General features: G+C 76.7%; 11 protein-coding genes and 1 tRNA gene. 5 read left to right on the forward strand and 7 right to left on the reverse strand.

Annotation, left to right across the window (positions count from 1 at the left end):
- Window position 1: 1 nt before the first annotated feature.
- On the reverse strand, window positions 2–505 hold the full coding sequence (locus WDZ17_RS07910) for a hypothetical protein (protein ID WP_339574601.1): 504 nt from the start codon (window positions 503–505) through the stop codon (window positions 2–4).
- Window positions 502–987 (reverse strand): hypothetical protein, encoded by a 486-nt coding sequence (locus tag WDZ17_RS07915; RefSeq protein WP_339574602.1) that lies wholly within the window; start codon window positions 985–987, stop codon window positions 502–504. Before WDZ17_RS07915 ends, WDZ17_RS07910 begins: the two co-directional genes overlap by 4 nt.
- A gap of 115 nt (window positions 988–1,102) precedes the next feature.
- On the opposite strand from WDZ17_RS07915, the gene WDZ17_RS07920 reads away from it, so the two are divergent.
- From WDZ17_RS07920 to WDZ17_RS07935, 4 genes are all read left to right on the forward strand, one after another.
- A complete protein-coding gene (locus WDZ17_RS07920; RefSeq protein WP_339574603.1) occupies window positions 1,103–2,839 on the forward strand; it encodes an SDR family oxidoreductase in 1,737 nt (578 codons plus the stop codon).
- A gap of 117 nt (window positions 2,840–2,956) precedes the next feature.
- A complete protein-coding gene (locus tag WDZ17_RS07925) occupies window positions 2,957–3,358 on the forward strand; it encodes a globin (protein WP_339574604.1) in 402 nt (133 codons plus the stop codon).
- Window positions 3,359–3,436: 78 nt separating this feature from the next.
- Window positions 3,437–5,233 (forward strand): glycoside hydrolase family 13 protein, encoded by a 1,797-nt coding sequence (locus WDZ17_RS07930; protein ID WP_339574605.1) that lies wholly within the window; start codon window positions 3,437–3,439, stop codon window positions 5,231–5,233.
- Window positions 5,234–5,415: 182 nt separating this feature from the next.
- Window positions 5,416–6,531, forward strand: a complete 1,116-nt coding sequence (locus WDZ17_RS07935; RefSeq protein ID WP_339574606.1) for a sugar-binding domain-containing protein — start codon at window positions 5,416–5,418, stop codon at window positions 6,529–6,531.
- Window positions 6,532–6,540: 9 nt separating this feature from the next.
- Here WDZ17_RS07935 and WDZ17_RS07940 read toward each other — a convergent pair whose 3' ends face one another.
- Window positions 6,541–7,041 (reverse strand): acyl-CoA thioesterase, encoded by a 501-nt coding sequence (locus tag WDZ17_RS07940; protein WP_339574607.1) that lies wholly within the window; start codon window positions 7,039–7,041, stop codon window positions 6,541–6,543.
- Window positions 7,042–7,096: 55 nt separating this feature from the next.
- Between WDZ17_RS07940 and WDZ17_RS07945 the strand changes: the two genes are divergently transcribed.
- Complete coding sequence (locus tag WDZ17_RS07945) at window positions 7,097–8,122, forward strand: acyl-CoA thioesterase (protein WP_339574608.1); 1,026 nt, start codon at window positions 7,097–7,099, stop codon at window positions 8,120–8,122.
- 67 nt (window positions 8,123–8,189) lie between these two features.
- Here the strand turns inward: WDZ17_RS07945 and ettA are convergent, their stop codons facing one another.
- The 4 genes from ettA to WDZ17_RS07965 all read right to left on the reverse strand — a co-directional run bounded on the left by ettA (window position 8,190) and on the right by WDZ17_RS07965 (window position 13,537).
- Complete coding sequence (gene ettA, locus WDZ17_RS07950) at window positions 8,190–9,872, reverse strand: energy-dependent translational throttle protein EttA (protein ID WP_339574609.1); 1,683 nt, start codon at window positions 9,870–9,872, stop codon at window positions 8,190–8,192.
- Between the two features lie 10 nt (window positions 9,873–9,882).
- Window positions 9,883–11,676 (reverse strand): GTPase, encoded by a 1,794-nt coding sequence (locus WDZ17_RS07955; protein WP_339574610.1) that lies wholly within the window; start codon window positions 11,674–11,676, stop codon window positions 9,883–9,885.
- Window positions 11,673–13,436 (reverse strand): GTPase domain-containing protein, encoded by a 1,764-nt coding sequence (locus WDZ17_RS07960; RefSeq protein ID WP_339574611.1) that lies wholly within the window; start codon window positions 13,434–13,436, stop codon window positions 11,673–11,675. The genes WDZ17_RS07955 and WDZ17_RS07960 overlap by 4 nt, the downstream gene beginning before the upstream one ends.
- Window positions 13,437–13,464: 28 nt before the next feature.
- A tRNA-Arg gene (locus WDZ17_RS07965) sits at window positions 13,465–13,537 on the reverse strand.
- Window positions 13,538–13,591 lie beyond the last annotated feature (54 nt).

Below are 13,591 nucleotides of genomic sequence, written 5' to 3' on the forward strand. Positions count from 1 at the left end.
CTCAGGAACCGCAGCCGTCCGCGGCGGGACGGGCGCCGGCGCCCTCCCGTGCGGCGACGAGGCGGCGCTGCAGCTCGCGGGCGTCGTCCGCCGAGAGGCCGGGGAGGTCGGTCGTCTCGGCGAAGCGGCCGCCCGGGAACCGCAGGTGCGACGACGGGTGGAAGGTGTCCGGCGGCCGCACCTCGGCGACGGCGGACCACGGCGTGAGCCGCCCGCGGCCCAGGGCGCTGACCTGGCGCGCACCCTCAGGTGTCAGCGCGAGATGGGCGCGCGGCAGAAGCACGAGCCCCAGGACGCCGAAGACCAGGTAGCCGGTCCCGAGCCCCAGCCAGACGACCCGCGGTTCCATGAAGAGCAGAGCCAGCAGTCCGTAGGCCACGCCGAGGCCGACGTTGCCCCACGCCAAGCGCCGCTGGCCCTTCGTCGTCGGTACCTCGAGACGCTCGGGCAGCCCGTCGACGTCCACGAGCAGCGGGGTGCCCGGACCTGCGGCCCCGTCCGTCACGCCCCCTGCCCCACGCGCGCCCGGGCCTCGAGGAGGCGGCGCTGCAGGTCCGTCGCCTGCTCCGCCGTCATCCCGACGAGGGCGACCGGGACGTCCGCCCCGCGGGTGCCCCGGATCTCGGCGTGCTTCGTCCACGGGCCCGGCGGGCGGACCTCGGCGACACGCGACCACGGGCGCAGGCGTCCTCCCGTCGGGGTGCTCCCGACGCGGAAGCCCGTCGCGCCGAGCCGCACGGCCGAGCTCCTGCCGACCGCGACGCCCACCAGGCCCAGGACCAGCTGGAACACGTAGAGCAGGAGGCGCGTCACGTCGAGGTCTCCGTCGTCGGTCACCACCAGCAGCACCTGGAGGGCGGCGAGGCCGGCGTAGGAACCCCACACCCACGGCATCCACCGCGCCTGCGAGGTCCGCCACGTCGTCGGCAGCCCCTCGAGGTCGAGCACGACGGACGACCCGTCGTCGTCCCTCCCGCCCCGCGCCACGACGCGATCATCTCGGGCGACCGCCGGGGCACCAGGCCGAGGAGCGGAACCCACCCGACCGGGTGACGCCCGCACCGCCGCGCGTGCTCACCCGGTCGGAGCGACCATGGGCGGCATGGCGAGCGCGGAGCAGACCGGCACGAGCACCGACCGTCCCGTCCACGGCCCCGGCGACGGGGACCTCGGGGGCAGCGAGACCCGCGGCGGCGACGTCCCGCACGACGCGACCGCGGTCGACGACGCCGTCGTCGCGACGCCCGGCCCGGACGGGCAGCCGCCGCTCGTCCTCGTCACGGGCGTCACGGGGTACATCGGCGGGCGGCTCGTGCCCCAGCTGCTGAGCGCCGGGTACCGGGTCCGGGCCATGGCCCGCCGGCCGGAGCGCCTGCGCGACCGCCCCTGGTACGACGACGTCGAGCTCGTCGACGCGGACGCGAACGACCTCGAGCAGGTCCGGTCGGCGCTGCGCGGCGTCGACGTCGCGTACTACCTCATCCACTCCCTGGGCTCCGGCAAGGACTTCGAGCACCTCGACCGCTACACGGCGCGCACCTTCGTCACGGCGGCGCGGGACGAGCACGTCGGCCGCGTCGTCTACCTCGGCGGGCTCTACCCCGAGGGCGTCGCGCTGTCCGACCACCTCAGCTCGCGCAAGGAGGTCGGCGACATCTTCCTGGCCTCCGGCGTCCCGTCGGTGGTCCTCAAGGCGGCCGTCATCATCGGCTCGGGCTCGGCGTCGTTCGAGATGATGCGCAACCTCACGGACATGCTCCCGGCGATGGTGACGCCGAAGTGGGTCCGGTCCTGGATCCAGCCGATCGCCGTCCGCGACGTCCTGCGGTACCTCATCGGGGCGATCAAGCTCCCCGAGGGCACCAACCGCGGCTTCGACATCGGCGGCCCCGACGTCCTCACCTACCGCGACATGATGCAGCGCTACGCCGCCGCCGCCGGGCTCCGGCCGCGCGTCATCGTGCCGCTACCGGTGCTCACGCCGGGGCTCGCCTCCCACTGGACCGGCATCGTCACGCCCGTCCCGAAGAACATCGCGAAGCCGCTCATCGGCAGCCTGGTCCACGACGTCGTCTGCAAGGAGGACGACATCAAGGAGTGGGTACCGGACCCCGAGGAGGGGCTCATCGGCTTCGAGCAGTCGGTGCGCCTGGCGCTGACCCGCATCCGCGACTACGAGGTCGAGACGACGTGGCGGTCCGCGAGCCTGCGGGGCGCCCCGAGCGACCCGCTGCCGACCGACCCCGACTGGGCCGGCGGGGCCCTCTACACCGACGACCGCAGCACGACCGTCGACGCCCCGGCCCAGCACCTGTGGGCGGTCCTGCAGGGCATCGGCGGGACGAACGGCTGGTACTCCTTCCAGCTGGGCTGGTGGACCCGCGGGGTCATGGACCAGGTCTTCGGCGGCCCGGGGCTGCGGCGGGGCCGCCGGGACCCGCTGCACCTGTCGGTCGGGGACGCCCTCGACTGGTGGCGCGTCGAGGCGATCGAGCCCGGTCGGCTCGTGCGCCTGCGGGCGGAGATGCGGCTGCCGGGGCTGGCGTGGCTCGACCTGTCCGTCGAGACGGGCGCCGAGGCCAAGGAGGCGGGGCGCCTCGGGCCGGGGACGGCGGACGACGCCGTCGTCTTCCACCAGCGGGCCCTCTTCCACCCGCAGGGGCTGCCCGGCCGGCTCTACTGGATCGGGATCGTCCCCTTCCACGCCGTCGTGTTCGGCGGTATGCAGCGCAACGTCGCCAAGGCGGCCGAGGACGCCTACCGGAGCAACCCGGACGCGCAGGCGCTCCTGCGCGACCAGGCCGCCGCGGAGGGGCGCAGCACGGCCGACGCGGCCTGAGCCGGGCCGGCCTCGCGGCTGGTCCCCCGGGCTCGTCCCTCAGGCTCGTCCCCCAGGGGGCCGCACGCCCGCGCCGGGCCGCTCGGGGCGGTCGTGTGCCTGGGCGAGACTGGGACGGTGCGCATCCAGGGCCCCGGCGGGCAGCAGACGTTCTACGACGCCGTCGGCGGGCACGAGACGTTCGTCCGTCTCGTCGACCGCTTCTACGACGGCGTCGCGACCGACGACGTCCTGCGTCCCCTGTACCCGGAGGAGGACCTCGGCCCGGCTCGCGAGCGGCTGCGGATGTTCCTCGAGCAGTACTGGGGCGGCCCGACGACCTACTCCGACACCCGCGGGCACCCGCGGCTGCGGATGCGGCACGCCGGCTTCGCCGTCGGGCCCGTGGCGCGCGACCGCTGGATCCACCACATGCGCGAGGCGGTCGACTCCCTCGACCTGCCGCCGCTGCTGCACGCCGAGCTGTGGGACTACCTCGAGCGCGCGGCGCACAGCCTGCTCAACACCTTCGACGGCTGACCCCGTCCGGGGCGTCCCGGCGCCCGGTCGGCGGACGGCGCACCGGGGGCGCACGAGGCGCCGGTAGCGTCGTCGCCGATGTCGACGACCTCCGCCCCCGGCCAGACGACCACCGACCAGACCGGCGGCGCCCGGCCGCCGACGCCGCGCGCGGCCCCGGTCGAGCAGACCTCCGGCGCCTCCGCCGGCGACCAGTGGTGGCGCTCCGCCGTGATCTACCAGGTCTACCCCCGCTCCTTCGCCGACGCGGACGGCGACGGGATGGGCGACCTGCCCGGGATCACGGCGCGGCTGCCGCACCTCGTCGAGCTCGGCGTGGACGCCCTCTGGCTCTCGCCCTTCTACACCTCCCCCCAGCACGACGCGGGCTACGACGTCGCCGACTACCGCGCCGTGGACCCCCGCTTCGGGACCCTCGCGGACGCCGACGCGCTGCTCGCGCGGGCCCACGAGCTCGGGCTGCGGGTCGTCGTCGACCTCGTGCCGAACCACACGTCCTGGGACCACGCCTGGTTCAGCGAGGCCCTCGCCGCGGCACCGGGCAGCCGTGAGCGGGCCCGCTACCTCTTCCGCGACGGCCGCGGCGAGCACGGCGAGCTGCCGCCCACGAGCTGGCGGTCGGTCTTCGGCGGCTCGGCCTGGGAGCGGATCACCGAGGCCGACGGCACGCCCGGCCAGTGGTACCTGCACCTCTTCGACGTCTCCCAGCCCGACCTCGACTGGAGCAACCCCGAGGTCCGCGAGGAGTTCCACGACGTCCTGCGCTTCTGGCTGGACCGCGGGGTCGACGGCTTCCGCGTCGACGTCGCCCACGGCCTCGTCAAGGCCGAGGGCCTGCCCGAGTGGGACGCCGAGCTCGAGATGATCAGCGGCACGCTCGCCGGGCAGCACGGCGAGGCGCGCACGCCGCCGCCGATGTGGGACCAGGAGGGCGTCCACGACGTCTACCGCGGCTGGCGCCGGGTGCTCGACGAGTACGAGGGCGACCGCATGCTCGTCGCCGAGGCCTGGGTCGAGCCGCTCGACCGCCTCGCCCGCTACGTCCGGCCCGACGAGATGCAGCAGGCCTTCAACTTCGCCTACCTCGTCTCCCCGCTGCGCGCGGCGGACCTGCGCGACGCCGTCGACGCGACGGCCGAGGCGATGGACGCCGTCGGCGCGCCGCCGACCTGGGTGCTGAGCAACCACGACGTCGTCCGGCACACGACCCGGTTCGGCCTGAGCACCGACGGCGGGAACCCGGACGGGCTGGACGCCTCCGCGGCGGCGCCGGACGCCGAGGTCGGGCTGCGCCGCGCCCGCGCGGCGACTCTCCTCATGCTCGCCCTCCCGGGCAGCGCCTACGTGTACCAGGGCGAGGAGCTGGGGCTGCCCGACGTCGCCGTCCCCGACGACGCGCGCCAGGACCCGACGTGGGAGCGCTCCGGGCACGCGGTGCGCGGCCGCGACGGCTGCCGCGTGCCCCTGCCGTGGGAGGGCGACGCCCCCTCCTTCGGCTTCGGGCCGACGTCGGCCTCGTGGCTCCCGCAGCCCTCCGCCTACGGCGAGCTCGCGCTCGACCGGCAGCGCGACGTGCCCGGCTCCACGTACGAGATGTACCGCGCCGCCCTGCGGCTGCGCCGGGAGCTGGCGCTCGGGTCCTCCCCGTCCCTGACGTGGACGGACGCCGACGGCCTGGCGCGGGTCGAGGACGGCGTCCTGGCGCTGCGGACCGGCGGTGCCCTCGTGGTGGCCAACCTCGGCGACACCCCGGTGCGGCTGCCCGACGGCGCCGAGGTGCTCCTCGTGAGCGGCGACCTCGCCCACGGCGGGGACGGCCGCAGCCTGCCGCCGACGACGACCGCCTGGCTCCGGGACCCGTCCCCGGAGGTCTGACGCCCGCCGCCTCCGGGCTCTCCCCCGCGGTCCGGGCCCCGCGCTCCGGGCCCCGCGCTCCGGGCCCCGCGCTCCGGGCCCCGCGCTCCGGGCCCCGCGCTCCGGGCCCCGCGCTCCTGGCCTCGGCGGTGGTCGGCGCGGTACGGTCAGCGCCCGCTCACCTGAGCGGAGACGACTCACGGATGAGAACCGCGGTGACCCTCGACGACGACGTCAGCACCTCCGTCCGACCGGACGCGCCGCCGCGCGCCGGCACCAGCACCACGCCGGCCGCCCGGGGGCACGAGCACCCGCCGGGACCGACCGGGCTGGTGCTCCTCGGCGAGGTGGCGCGCCGCTTCCACGTCCTCGGCCACAGCAAGGTCCAGATCGCCGCGGCGATGGGGGTCAGCCGCTTCAAGGTGGCGAGGCTCCTGGAGGAGGCCGCCGAGCGCGGCGTCGTCCGGGTCACCGTCGTCGTCCCGGGGGGCGCCGACCCCGCACGCTCGGTGGAGCTCGCCGCGGCGCTGGGTCTCGAGCGGGCCGTGGTCGTCGAGGTGCCGGCCGGGGACGACGTGGCCGTCCGCCGCCACGTCGGCGGAGCGGTGGCCGCCCTGCTCGAGGAGCTGCTCGTCGAGGGGGAGGTGCTCGGGCTCACGTGGAGCCGCACGCTCGCCCACGCCGCCACGGTGCTGGAGCGACTGCCGCCCTGCACCGTGGTGCAGCTCGCCGGGGCGCTGCACGACGGGCGCGCCGGCACCGTCGAGATCGTCCGGCAGGTCGCCGCCGTCGCCGGCGGGCGCTCGCTGCCGGTCTACGCGCCCCTCGTGACGGCCGACGTCGAGACCGCGACGGCGCTGCGTCGTGACCCCGGCGTCGCCGGCGCGCTGGGCCGGGTGCGGGACCTCACGACGGCCGTCGTCGCGATCGGCGGGTGGCGGGAGGACGCCTCGACGATCTGGCCCGCCGTCACGCCCGAGGAGCGCGCCGCCGGTCTGCGCGACGGGGCGGTCGCGGAGATCAGCGGGCGGCTGCTGGACGCGGCCGGGCGCCGGGTGCCGAGCACCTTCGACGGGCGGGTCGTGGCGCTCGACCTCGAGCACCTGGCCGGCGTCCCGGAGGTCGTCGCCGTCGCCTACGGCGCGCGGCGGGCGGCCGCGGTCCTCGCGGCCGTGCGCACGGGGTGGCTCACGACCCTCGTGGCGGACGCCGAGCTCGCCGACGCGCTGCTCGCGCTGCCTCCGGACCAGCTGCCCGGGTCCCTGGGGAACGAGGACGGGGACGAGGACGGCGTCGAGGCGCCGCGCGCACCGGCGTGAGACGCGGCGTCAGCCCCTCGCGGCGCGCTCGCGGGCCCGGCGCCGCAGCTCCACGGGCGGGCCGTCCAGCGCGGCGAACATCTCGCTCTCGGCGGGCGTGAGGCGGCGCGGCCGACCGGTGTCGAGGTCCACGAGGACGACCGTCGACTCGGCCCGCGCGTAGACGACCCAGCCCTCGGCGTCCGCGCGGAGGCCGTCGTCCGGGGCGTCCTGGGCCCGCCCGCGCACCTCGTACCCGAGGTCGAAGCTGGCGCCGGAGTGGCGGCTGATCCACAGGCGCACCGTCACGGGCTCGTGCTGGAACTTCAGCGGCACGAGGTACTCGACCTCGTTGCGCGCCACGATCGTCCCCGAGCGCACCGGCGAGTCCGACGTCGCCTCCCCCGACCAGGTGCGGAAGGCGGAGATGCGCGCCTCCTCCAGCAGCCGGAGGTGCTGGACGTTGTTGACGTGGCCGTAGGCGTCCATGTCGGACCAGCGCAGCGGGACGGGGACCTCACGAGCGGGCATGGCGGCATCGTCGCAGCCCGCCGGGAGGCGTCGGTCACGCCGGTACGGTCGCGGGATGCCGGACGCCGACGGACCGCCGACACCTCCCGACGGCCGGGAGGCACCACCGCCCGGGGAGTCGCTCCGGCGGCTGCTCGCCGTCCTGGACCTGTCGTCGGAGGGCCTCGACGACCGCGGGCAGGACCTCTTCTCCGGCGGGAGCCTCCCCCAGCCGCACGGGCGGGTCTTCGGCGGCCAGGTGCTCGCCCAGTCGGTCGTCGCGGCGTCGCGGACCATCGGCGACGAGCCGGCCGGCGGCGACGAGAGAGCCGACGGGCAGGGCGCCGTCGGGCCCGAGAGCCGGCCGCTGCACTCGCTGCACGGCTACTTCCTGCGGGCCGGGGACTCCTCGCGGCCCATCACCTTCGCCGTCGAGCGGCTGCGCGACGGCCGGTCCTTCAGTGCCCGTCGCGTGCACGCGCTGCAGGCCGACCGGCCGATCCTGTCGATGATCGCGTCCTTCCAGGCACCCGCCGACGGGGCCGACCGGCAGGACGCGGCGCCCGACGTCCCCGGGCCGGAGGACCTCCCGGCGACCGCGGACGTGCTCGGCACCGACGACGCCCCCGCGGCCTGGCGGGCGCCGGACGGCACGCCCGGCGACGCCTCCGGCGCAGACCTGCGCGCCTGGGCGAGGTCGTGGGTGCGCTCGCGCCCGGTGGAGCTGCGCCACGTCCCGGTCGACGCGCTGCCGCCCGGCGACGGCCAGGCCGTGTGGCTGCGCGCGGGCGAGCGCCTGCCCGACGACCCCGTGCTGCACCGGGCCGTGCTCGCCTTCGCGAGCGACGACTCGCTGCTGGAGCCGGTGCTCACGGGCCAGGGCCTCACGTGGGCCTCCCGCGGCGTCCGCGTCGCGAGCCTCGACCACGCGATGTGGTGGCACCGGCCGGCGCGCGCCGACGAGTGGCTGCTCTACCGGCAGCGCTCCCCCAGCGCCTCGAGCGACCGGGGGCTCGCGACCGGCTCGCTCTTCCGTCGTGACGGCGTCCTGGCCGCCACGGTGGCGCAGGAGGGCATGGTCCGCGTCCCGCGCCGTCGCTGACGCCGACGGCCCCTCCCGCCGCGGCGGGAGGGGCCGTCGTCGTCGCGGACGTCGTCCGCGGCGGGCGTCAGTCGCGGGTGAGGCGCCGGTAGGTGACGCGGTGCGGGCGGGTGGCGTCGGGGCCCATCCGCTCGACCTTGTTCTTCTCGTACGCGTCGAAGTTCCCCTCGAACCAGTACCAGCTGGACGGGTTCTCGGGGGTGCCCTCGTAGGCGAGGATGTGCGTGCACACCCGGTCGAGGAACCACCGGTCGTGGGAGATCACCACGGCGCAGCCCGGGAACTCCAGCAGCGCGTTCTCCAGGCTCCCGAGCGTCTCGACGTCGAGGTCGTTCGTCGGCTCGTCGAGGAGCAGCAGGTTGCCGCCCTCCTTGAGGGTCATCGCCAGGTTGAGCCGGTTGCGCTCCCCCCCGGACAGGACGTCGGCGGGCTTCTGCTGGTCGGGGCCCTTGAAGCCGAAGGCCGAGACGTAGGCGCGCGACGGCATCTCGACGTTGCCGACCTGGATGTAGTCGAGACCTTCGGACACGGTCTCCCACAGCGTCTTCCCGTGGTCGAGCCCGGTGCGGCCCTGGTCGACGTACGACATCTTCACGGTGTCGCCGACCTTGACGTCGCCGCCGTCCGCGTCCTCGAGACCGACGATCGTCTTGAACAGCGTCGTCTTGCCGACGCCGTTCGGGCCGATGACGCCGACGATGCCGTTGCGCGGCAGCGTGAACGACAGGTCGTCGATGAGGACGCGGTCACCGAAGCCCTTGCGCAGGTTCGAGACCTCGATGACCTGGCTGCCCAGGCGGGGACCCGGCGGGATCTGGATCTCCTCGAAGTCGAGCTTGCGCGTGCGCTCGGCCTCGGCCGCCATCTCCTCGTAGCGCGCGAGGCGGGCCTTGGACTTCGTCTGGCGGCCCTTGGCGTTGGAGCGCACCCACTCGAGCTCGTCCGCCAGGCGCTTGGCCATCTTGACGTCCTTCTTGCCCTGCACCTGCAGCCGGGCCTGCTTCTTCTCCAGGTAGGTGGAGTAGTTGCCCTCGTAGGGGTACAGCCGGCCGCGGTCGACCTCCGCGATCCACTGGGCGACGTTGTCGAGGAAGTACCGGTCGTGCGTCACGGCGAGGACGGCGCCGGGGTACGCGGCGAGGTGCTGCTCCAGCCACGTCACGCTCTCGGCGTCGAGGTGGTTGGTCGGCTCGTCGAGCAGGAGCAGGTCGGGCTTGGACAGCAGGAGCTTGCACAGCGCCACCCGACGCTTCTCCCCGCCGGACAGGACGGTGACGTCGGCCTCGCCCGGCGGGCAGCGCAGGGCGTCCATCGCCTGCTCGAGCTGGGAGTCGAGGTCCCAGGCGTCGGCCGTGTCGATCTCCTCCTGCAACGCGCCCATCTCGGTCATGAGGGCGTCGAAGTCCGCGTCGGGCTCGGCCATCTCGACGCCGATGGCGTCGAAACGCTCCTTCTTGCGGACGATGTCGCCGAGCCCGTCCTTGACGTTGCCGAGGACGTCCTTGGACTCGTCGAGCTGCGGCTCCTGCTCGAGGATGCCGACGCTGTAGCCGGCCGAGAGGCGGGCCTCGCCGTTGGACGGCTGGTCGAGCCCGGCCATGATCTTGAGAATCGTCGACTTCCCGGCGCCGTTGGGGCCGACGACCCCGATCTTCGCGCCCGGGAAGAACGACATGCTGACGTCGTCGAGGATGACCTTGTCGCCGTGCGCCTTGCGCGCCTTGGTCATGGTGTAGATGAACTCGGCCATGCGCCCCAGGCTAGTGGCCGCGGCGCTCGTCCCCCGCCGCGCTCGCGGCGGCCCCGGCCCGCCGTCGCGCCGTCCTCCGCGGCGCGTCCCTCCGAGGCGTGGTCGCCGGCGGCGCCAGCGACGACCGGACGTGCTCGTGCTCGGCGAGGACCCGGGCCACGGGCCCGAGGACGGCGTCCGCCGCGACCGTGCGCACGGCCGCCTCGAGGCGCTCGGCGGCGCGGCGCCGCTCCCGACGGGCCCCGGCCGCGGCCACGCGGCGGGACACCGCGGCGAGGAGCGCGCCGAGCACCAGCCCCCCGACGGCCAGGGCGGTCGGCAGGGGCAGCACCCGGGTGCCGTCCTCGCGGGCCGGGCCGACCGCGGGCACGGCGGCGTCGGGGAGCTGGAGCCAGGCGGCGACGCCGAGCCCCGCCAGCCACACGAGACCCACGACCGCGGCGACCGCCAGCACCACCTGCGCCGCCCCGGCCACCGCCCACCACCGCGGCGACGTGCGGGGCAGCTCGACGCCGACGACGGCGCGGTCGAGGGCGTCGGCCACCTCGGGGCCGGGGGGCGCGGCGGCCTCGCGGACGGCGGCGGCCCACCGCGGGGGCAGCCCCTGCGAGCACCCCGCGCCGACGCGACGGCCGGCGAGCTCGACGGCGGCGCGCTGGGAGGGGGTCGGGGCGGGGACCGAGCTGACGACGAGCTCGGGCGCCTCGCCGTCCCCGCTCGCACGGCGTCCCTCGAGGCCCAGCCGTCGCAGCGGCTCCCGGCGCAGCCGCGCCGTCCAGCGCAGCGGCGGCCACCCGGTCCGACGGGCCGCCCGGCGGCGGTGGTCGCCCTCCACGGCGTCGACGACGGCGGGCACGCCGGCGGCGCCGGCGAGGGCGCCGACGAGCTGGTCGGCGCCGGGCAGGTCCTCGGCGGCGGGCACGGGCACCACGTCGGCGGCGACCCCGCGCGCCAGCGACGCCCGGACGTCCTCGAGGTCGGCCTCGGTGCGGCGCAGCGCCAGCGCCCGCGCGGCGACCGCGTCGGCGAGCCGCCCGCGCAGCGCCGCGACGCCGGCGCCCGTGCGCGCCGACGTCGTCAGGACGTCGGCGCGGGCCAGGCCGTCCTCGGCGAGCAGCCGGCGCAGGTCCTCCTGCGTGGCGTCCGCGTCGGCGGGTGCGAGCCGGTCCACCTGGTTGAGCACGAGCAGGACCACGTCGTCGTGCCCGGCGAGGCGGCGCAGGTACCGGGCGTGCAGCGCGTCGTCGGCGTACTTCTGCGGGTCGACGACCCACACGAGCAGGTCCACGAGGCGCACGAGCCGGTCCACCTCGAGCCGGTGCGCGAGCGTCGTCGAGTCGTGGTCCGGCAGGTCGAGCAGCACGAGGCCGTGCAGGTCCACCTGGTCGCCGGCGTCGAGGGCGCTCTCGCGATCCGACCGGTGCCGTCGCGGCACCTCGAGCCAGTCCAGCAGCTCCTCCGCGGGCTCGGGGCCCCACACGCACGCCGTCGGGGACGCCGTCGTGGGGCGTCGGGCGCCCGTCTGCGCGAGCGGCAGCCCGGCGAGGGCGTTGAACAGGCTCGACTTGCCGCTGCCGGTGGCCCCGGCGAGCGCCACGACCGTGCGCCCGGTCCCGAGCCCCAGCCGCTCCTCGGCCCGCCGCAGCACCGGCTCGGCGGCGGCGACGGCGTCCGTCTCGAGCCTGCCGCCCCCCGCGTCGACGGCCGCGCGCAGCGCCCCGACGCGCTCGACGAGCGCGCGCCCGTCCACGAGCCCGCCCGCGGGGCCGGACGCGGTGGCGGCCCGCCGGCCGAAGGGGCTCACGCGTCCGCCCGTCGCGCGGCGGCCACGTCGGCCAGCGCGGCGGCGAGCCGGTCGGCCGCGGCGTCGTCGACCCCGGCGGCGTCGAGGACCTCGTCGAGACGACGTCGGGGGACGTCGACGAGCTCGTCGACCCGGCGCAGCAGGTCGGCGCGGGCCCGCGCGGCGAGCGCCCGGACGGCGGCGTCGCCGAAGACGGCCTCGAGCAGGCGCTGCCCGACGGCCGCGGCGCCGAGCCCGACGCCGACCTCGGCGCCGGTGGGGATGAAGGCGGTGCTCGCGAAGACGACGACCATGAGCGCGACGCCGAGGGCGTTGACGCCGAAGGACAGGACGCGCGCGCGGGTGCGCCGGCCCTCCCCCTCGGCGCGCACGAGGTCGAGGACACCGCGCTGCCAGTCGCGGACCAGGCGGGCGACCCTCTCGTCGAAGCCGTCGGGCAGCTCCAGCGCCGGGCCCGCGAGGGCGAGCACCTGGGCGCCGGCCGGGCGGGACGCCCACCGGTCGCGCGTGCGGTCCAGCGCGCCGGCGCACCGGGCGCGGACGAGGTCGGCGACGCCGGAGCGCACGGCCGCGCCGACGGGCTCGGCCCCCGGGGCGGGTCGGCCGCGGACGAGGGCGCCGACCCGGTCGCGCAGCCGGCCGACCGCGGCGTCGAGGGAGCGGAAGAGCTCGCCGGTCCCGACGAACTCCTGCCAGCGGGCGAGGACCTCGCCGCGCAGCAGCGTGCCGTCGGTCAGCTCGGTCTCGAGCTCCTCGCGCCCCGTCGCGAAGGCGGCGACGACGTCGTCGTGCAGCAGGCCGGACGCCGACGCCTGCGCGGACGCAGCACCCGCGACCGGGGCGAGCCGCTCGGGCAGGGAGTCCAGCGCCCCGGTGAGCGTCCGTCGGACGACGAGCGAGCGGCGGCGCGCGTCGCCGGCGAGCCCGTCCAGCCACGACCGCAGCGGCGCGACGGCCGCCTCGGGCAGCAGGCCGTCGACGTCGCCGCCGTCGGCCTCGACCACGGTGAACAGCGGCGCCGCGCCGAGACCTCCGCGCGACAGCATCCCGGCGAGGTCGGCCCGCACCTCCCGCAGCACCGCGTCGTCCCCCGCACCGGCGGGCACCCGGTCGAGGACGACGGCGACGGAGGCCCCGCGGCGCGCCGCGCCGGCGAGCAGGTCCCACGGGACGGCGTCCGCGTAGCGCGCGGCCGTGGTGACGAAGACCCACAGGTCCGCGGCGGCGAGCAGCTGCGCCGCGAGCGCCCGGTTGGCGTCGACGACGGAGTCGACGTCCGGGGCGTCGATCAGCGCCAGGCCGGCGGGGACCGCGGGCGAGGAGACGAGCCGCAGGCCGCTCGCCGCCGGGCTGGTGGCGCCGGCCGGCCCCCCCGGCTCGTCGCCCCCGGTCGAGCGGGCGAGGGCGGGCAGCACCCGGTCGCCCGTGAACCACGGGGCGTCGTCGGGGTGGTGGGCCAGCACGGGCGAGCGGGTCGTCGGCCGCAGCGCGCCGGCGCGCGTCACGCGCTCCCGCAGGAGCGAGTTGACGAGCGTGGACTTGCCGGCGCCGGTGGAGCCGCCGACCACCGCGAGCAGCGGCGCGTCGATCTGCCGCAGGCGCGGGAGCAGGTAGTCGTCCAGCTGGTCGCGGACCGCGGCGGCACCGGCGCGACCCCGTCCGGCGTCCGGCAGGTCGAGCGGCAGCCGGAGACCGTCGAGCTCGGTGCGCAGACGCTCCAGGGAGGCCAGGAGCTGCCCGCCGTCGCCCGCCTCGCTCACGGGGAGCAGCCTGCCAGGTGGGGAGGGGCGCCCCCGGCAGGGATCGAACCTGCGACCGTCAGATTAGAAGTCTGCTGCTCTGTCCGCTGAGCTACGGGGGCCGAGGGCGGCTGCGCCCTGCCGCCGAGGGTAGCCGTGGGGCCCCGGCCGGCGCC

The organism is Pseudokineococcus basanitobsidens (assembly GCF_037482545.1).
GTDB classification, from domain to species: Bacteria; Actinomycetota; Actinomycetes; order Actinomycetales; family Quadrisphaeraceae; genus Pseudokineococcus; species Pseudokineococcus basanitobsidens.

Excerpts from the sequence above, each read along its gene's own strand:
- WDZ17_RS07920 (WP_339574603.1), top strand. The coding sequence starts at position 1,103 with ATGGCGAGCGCGGAGCAGACCGGCACGAGCACCGACCGTCCCGTCCAC.
- WDZ17_RS07940 (WP_339574607.1), bottom strand. The coding sequence starts at position 7,041 with ATGCCCGCTCGTGAGGTCCCCGTCCCGCTGCGCTGGTCCGACATGGAC.
- WDZ17_RS07935 (WP_339574606.1), top strand. The coding sequence starts at position 5,416 with ATGAGAACCGCGGTGACCCTCGACGACGACGTCAGCACCTCCGTCCGA.
- WDZ17_RS07930 (WP_339574605.1), top strand. The coding sequence starts at position 3,437 with ATGTCGACGACCTCCGCCCCCGGCCAGACGACCACCGACCAGACCGGC.
- ettA (WP_339574609.1), bottom strand. The coding sequence starts at position 9,872 with ATGGCCGAGTTCATCTACACCATGACCAAGGCGCGCAAGGCGCACGGC.
- WDZ17_RS07945 (WP_339574608.1), top strand. The coding sequence starts at position 7,097 with ATGCCGGACGCCGACGGACCGCCGACACCTCCCGACGGCCGGGAGGCA.